Annotated in this window: 4 protein-coding genes; all 4 read right to left on the bottom strand. The window is 71.8% G+C overall.

Annotated elements, in window-relative coordinates; translation table 11 throughout:
* Positions 1-1,288: GGDEF domain-containing protein (locus JNW89_RS25905; RefSeq protein WP_238450912.1), on the bottom strand; the 1,288-nt coding region annotated here is incomplete at its 3' end.
* Positions 1,289-1,540: 252 nt separating this feature from the next.
* On the bottom strand, positions 1,541-2,755 hold the full coding sequence (locus JNW89_RS25900) for a transposase (protein WP_238450910.1): 1,215 nt from the start codon (positions 2,753-2,755) through the stop codon (positions 1,541-1,543).
* On the bottom strand, positions 2,752-3,321 hold the full coding sequence (locus JNW89_RS25895; RefSeq protein WP_238450909.1) for an IS607 family transposase: 570 nt from the start codon (positions 3,319-3,321) through the stop codon (positions 2,752-2,754). The genes JNW89_RS25900 and JNW89_RS25895 overlap by 4 nt, the downstream gene beginning before the upstream one ends.
* Before the next feature lie 95 nt (positions 3,322-3,416).
* Complete coding sequence (ligA, locus tag JNW89_RS25890) at positions 3,417-5,552, bottom strand: NAD-dependent DNA ligase LigA (protein WP_238450907.1); 2,136 nt, start codon at positions 5,550-5,552, stop codon at positions 3,417-3,419.
* Positions 5,553-5,647 lie beyond the last annotated feature (95 nt).

Below are 5,647 nucleotides of genomic sequence, written 5' to 3'. Positions count from 1 at the left end.
GGCGCAGGTCGGCCAGGAGCCCCAGGCGCTCGGCCGAGTTGTGGTCCGACTCGGCGGCGTAGACGGCGACGGTGTCGTTGCGGTGCTTGGCGTCGTACATCGCCACGTCGGCGTGGCGCATCAGGGTGGCGAAGTCCTCGCCGTGCTCGGGGAAGAGCGCGATGCCGATCGAGGCGCCGACGTCCAGCGGCAGCCCGTCCAGCGACACCGGTTCGGTGAGCGCCGCGACCACCCGGTCGGCCAGCTCGCGGGCCTCGTCGACGCCGTCGAGCCGGCCGGCGACGATGGCGAACTCGTCCCCGCCGAGGCGGGCCAGCATGTCCCGGCCGCCGACGACGTCCGCCAGCCGGGCGCTCACCTCGACCAGCAACCGGTCGCCGACGGCGTGGCCGAGCGCGTCGTTGACATTCTTGAACCGGTCCAGGTCGATCAGGAGCAGGGCCAGGTGGGCGTCCCGGTCGCCCTTGGCGACCCGCTCGGCGTGCAGGTGCACCTGCTCGGCCACCTCGGCGAGCAGCCCCTTGCGGTTGGGCAGGCCGGTGAGCGGATCGAGCGCGGCGAGGTGTTCCTGCTCGGTGGAGAGCCGGGACATCCGGTAGACGGCGAAGAGCGGCACCAGCACCAGCGGGATCAGCGCGGCGCTCGCCCGGGCGGCGGTGACCAGCACCGGGGCGAGCAGCAGCAGCGAACCGGTGGAGAGCAGCTCGTACGGCAGCGCCTGCCGCACGCTCGGCCACCACCGGCCGCCGAAGCGCAGCCGCAGCGCGCTGCTGACCAGGCCGTAGTTGACGGCGAACCAGGTGAGGGTGGCGCCGCCGACGGCGGTCACGCCCGTCCAGCCCAGCCGGCCGCCGTCGAAGAGTCCGCCCGGCCCGAGCCGGAGCACCAGGTACGCGGCGCCCAGCGCGCAGGCGTACTGGGCGGCGTTGAAGGTGGTCCGCCAGAGGGCGTGGCGCATCCGCCAGCCGGAGACGGCGACCGCGACGGCCTGCACCGCCACGGCCGGGCCCAGCCCCCAGCCGAGCAGGATCGCGAAGGTGAAGCAGGTGGACGGGAAGACGGCCGAGGTGTGCCGCCGGCCCGGCGGGACGAAGGGCCGCGCGTCACAGGCGACGGCGAGCGCCGCCATCGCCCAGAACGCCGCCGGCAGCCGGGGCAGGCGGTCGGGGAGCCCGATCAGCGGCAGGGCGGAGATCAGCAGCGCCAGCCCGACCACCGCGGCGACGAAGCCGGCGAACCGCGCCTCCCGCCCGGGCGGGACGGAGTTGCGGGGGTCGACGGTCTCCATCGCACCTCCCGGGCACGCGGTCCACGGCGCGCGCCGGTCGCGCACCGTGCCCCAATGAAACGCCCTGAGTGGGCGTAACCCGAGGCGACAGTCACGAATCGGTCGTAGTCGTAATTAAGTTGGTATACGACCGTTCGGAGAATCTCGGTGATTCTCTTCCTGCTTCGCAGGTCCGCGCCCCGGCAGGCCGGGGACTTACAGGTCCTCCACAGGCGTTTCGTGTCTCCGGGGAACTGCCCGGCGACTGCACCGCTAGGCGGCGGCGTGCATAGCGGCCAGCAGGTTCCGGGCCGCGTTGTGGTCCCGGTCGTGGATGCTGCCGCACTGACATGCCCACACCCGCGCCGAGAGGGTCAGTCCGGTGTTGATCGCCCCGCAATCGCCGCACGTCTTGCTCGACGGGTACCAGCGGTCAGCCGCCCACACCTTCGACCCGTACCAGCCGGCCTTGTACTCCAACTGCCGCACGAACTCGCCGAACCCCGCATCCGACACGGCGCGGGCCAGGCGGCGGTTACGGACCATCCCGGCGACGTTCAGCGTCTCGACGGCGATAGCGCGCTTGGTTCTCGCGAGCCTCGTCGTGAGCTGGTGCAGGAAATCAGTGCGCCTGTGCGTCACGGACAGATGCACGGCGGCGACCTTGCCGACGGCCTTGGCCCGGTTGTTCGACCCGCGCTGGCAGCGGGCCACGGCCTTGTTCGCCCCTCGCAGCTTGCGCTCCGCCGCTTTCAACGCACGAGGCGCGTGGACCTCCTCCACGACGCCGGTGTCGTCAACGATCACCGCGAACGTCTTGATCCCGAGATCGATGCCGCAGGTCGGCGCGTCCGCCCGCACCGCTCGCCGGGTGTTGACGTCGGTGCGGTCGATGTCGACCTGGAAGGACACCCACCATCGGCCTGCCTGCTCGCGCACCGTCGCGCCGATGACCCGGGCACGTCCGTCGCCGAGTCGGCCGGTCAGCCACGACATGTCCTCCCGGGTGGACACCGGGCCGATACCGGGCAGGACAACGGTACGTGCACTGGTGGGTCGGGCCCGGTCGGCGTCGTAGCGGAACCGTGATCCGTGCTTACGTTTACGCCAGGTCGGGAAACCGATCCGACGTCCACGGCGGGCGCCCTTGCGGGAATCCGCCCAGTTCTTCAACCCGGATGCCCGAACCCGACACGCCTCCTTCGGCACCCGCGACGACAAGGCCGCCTCGACGAACCACGGGAACATGGTGGGATGGGCGGCTCGCCACGCCTTCTCCAACGCGGGCGCCGACCACGGGACAGCCGTCAGCAACTCCTCGGGTACGCCATAGGAACGCTCGGCCTCCCGCTGGCCGAGCGCTGCCTTGACCAGCGCGAGACAGAAATTCTCCACCACCCGCGACAGACCGGCGTGCTGACCGAGCCGGACGCGCTGCTCCGCCGTGGGGCTCAACTCCACCCGGAAACCCTGCTTGACGTGGCTCATACGGTCGCCTCAACAGCCGCCATCGCCGCCTTCGCCTTACCGCTGGCCGACCGCCGACCATACAGACGAACGGAGAACGAGGTGAGCACCTCCACCATGTCCCGCACCAGATCATCGGCGACCTCGGCGTCGTCAATGACCACAATGCTGCGACCGGCCGCCGCGAGCGCGCAGGACAGATACTCGACACCGAAACGGGCCAGCCGATCCCGGCGTTCGACCACGATCGTGGTGACCCGCGGATCGCGCAGCAGCTTCGCCAACGTCGGCCGGTTACCGTCGAGCCCGGACCCCGCCTCGGTGACAATCTCAGCCACCGCCAGCCCCCGGCCGGTGGCAGCGGTCACGACCCGCCCAACCTGCCGCTCCAGATCAGCTCTCTGATCAGCCGAGGAAACCCGGCAGTACACGACGACGTGCCCGGCAGGGTCGGCGGCCGGCTCGAGAACGAGGTACCGGCCGGTATCGGTCTTCGCCACCGGCACCGGCATTCGCCCGTTCTTCGCCCATGACCAAGCGGTCTGGTAGTGCACGCCGTTCCGACGCGCCCACTCGGACAACTTCACACACTCACCACAACCGAAAAACACTGAGAATCACTGATGAAACGCCGAGCCACCTGCCACCTGTCCACCCCAATATCTCCCGCAGTCCACCGGCTTCACCCCTCGACGCGGGCGACCTCCCGGGCCGCGTCCGGCCCCCGGTCCAGCAGCACCCGGAAACCGTCCTCGTCGAGGACCGGCACCTTGAGGGTGGCCGCCTTGTCGGCCTTGGAACCGGGGTTGTCGCCGACCACCACGAAGCCGGTCTTCTTGGAGACCGAGCCGCTGACCTTGCCGCCGAGGCTCTGGATCGCCTCGGACGCCTGGTCCCGGCTGAACCCGGCGAGGGTGCCGGTCACCACGACGGTGACCCCCTCCAGCGGGCGCGGCCCCTCGTCGCCGGCCTCCTCGGCCATCCGTACGCCGGCCCGGGCCCACTTCTCGACGACCTCGCGGTGCCAGTCGACGGCGAACCATTCCTTGATGCTGGCGGCGATGGTCGGGCCGACACCGTCCACCGAGGAGAGTTCCTCCTCGCCGGCCGCGTCGATCGCCTCGATCGAGCGGAAGTGCCGGGCGAGGGCCTGCGCGGCGGTGGGGCCGACGTGCCGGATGGAGAGCGCGACCAGCACCCGCCACAGGTCGCGCTCGCGGGCGACGGCGAGGTTGTCCAGCAGCTTGGTGGCGTTGCTGCCGAGGGTGCCGTCCTTGTTGACGAAGAACGGCGAGCGGGCGAGCTGCTCGGCGTCGAGCTGGAACAGGTCACCCTCGTCGGTGATGATCTCGGCGTCGAGCAGCGCGGCGGCGCCCTTGTAGCCGAGCACCTCGATGTCGAAGGCGCCCCGCCCGGCCAGGTGGAACACCCGCTCGCGCAGCTGCGCCGGGCAGCTGCGGCTGTTGGGGCAGCGGATGTCGACGTCGCCCTCCTTGGCCGGCGCCAGCGGAGTGCCGCAGGCCGGGCAGCTGGTGGGCATGACGAACGGGCGGGCGTCGGCGGGCCGCAGGTCGACCACCGGGCCGAGCACCTCGGGGATCACGTCGCCGGCCTTGCGCAGCACCACCGTGTCGCCGATCAGCACCCCCTTGCGCTCCACCTCGCGGGCGTTGTGCAGGGTCGCCAGGGCGACCGTGGAGCCGGCCACCCGCACCGGTTCGAGCACGGCGAACGGGGTGACCCGCCCGGTGCGCCCGACGTTGACGTCGATGTCGAGCAGCTTGGTGGTCACCTCCTCCGGCGGGTACTTGAAGGCGATCGCCCAGCGCGGCGCCCGGCTGGTCGAGCCGAGCCGGCCCTGGATGGAGACCGGGTCGACCTTCACCACCACGCCGTCGATCTCGTGCTCGACGTCGTGCCGGTGCTCGGCGTAGTAGGCGATGTAGTCCGCGACGCCGGCCAGGTCGGGCACCACCCGCCAGCGGTCGCTGGTCGGCAGGCCCCACGCCTTCAGCGCCGCGTACGACTCGGACTGGGCAGTGGGCCGGAAGCCGCGCCGGGCGCCGATGCCGTGCACCACCAGGCGCAGCGGCCGGGAGGCGGTGATCCGCGGGTCCTTCTGCCGCAGGCTCCCGGCGGCGGCGTTGCGCGGGTTGGCGAACGGGGCCTTGCCCTGCTCGACCAGGCCGGCGTTGAGGTCGGCGAAGCCGGCCACCGGGAAGTAGATCTCGCCGCGCACCTCCAGCAGCTCGGGCAGGTCACCGAACTCGGCGGACGGGGTCAGCCGGCCGGGCACGTCGCGGATGCTGCGGACGTTGGCCGTCACGTCCTCGCCGGTCCGCCCGTCGCCCCGGGTGGCGGCCCGGACCAGGCGGCCCTTCTCGTAGGTGAGGTTGATGGCCAGGCCGTCGACCTTCAGCTCGCACAGGTAGGGCACCGGGCCGCCGGCGTCCCGCTCGACCCGCTCGGCCCAGGCGGCCAGCTCCTCGTCGGCGAAGGCGTTGTCGAGGGAGAGCATCCGCTCGGCGTGGGTGACCGGGGTGAAGTCGGTGGAGAAGGTGCCGCCGACCCGCTGGGTGGGCGACTCGGGGGTGCGCAGCGCCGGGAACTCGGCCTCCAGCGCCTCCAGCTCGCGCAGCCGCCGGTCGAACTCGGCGTCGGAGATGGTCGGCGCGTCGAGGACGTAGTAGCGGTACTGGTGTTCGGTGAGCTCCTGGCTCAGCGTGGCGTGCCGTTCCCGCGCCTCGGGGGTCGGCTCGCCGCCGGCCGCCGCCTCCTGCGCGGGGCTGACCTGCTGAGGGATCGCTTCTTCGGACACCCTGCCGCCTCCGGACACCAGTGGGATCTCCCCGTGATCACGCTCCTCCGCACCGTATCGGGCCGGTCGGACATCCCCCGCCGCCCCCGCCGCCC

The organism is Micromonospora sp. 4G55 (genome assembly GCF_016803375.1).
This window is presented reverse-complemented; position numbering and strand designations above follow the sequence as displayed.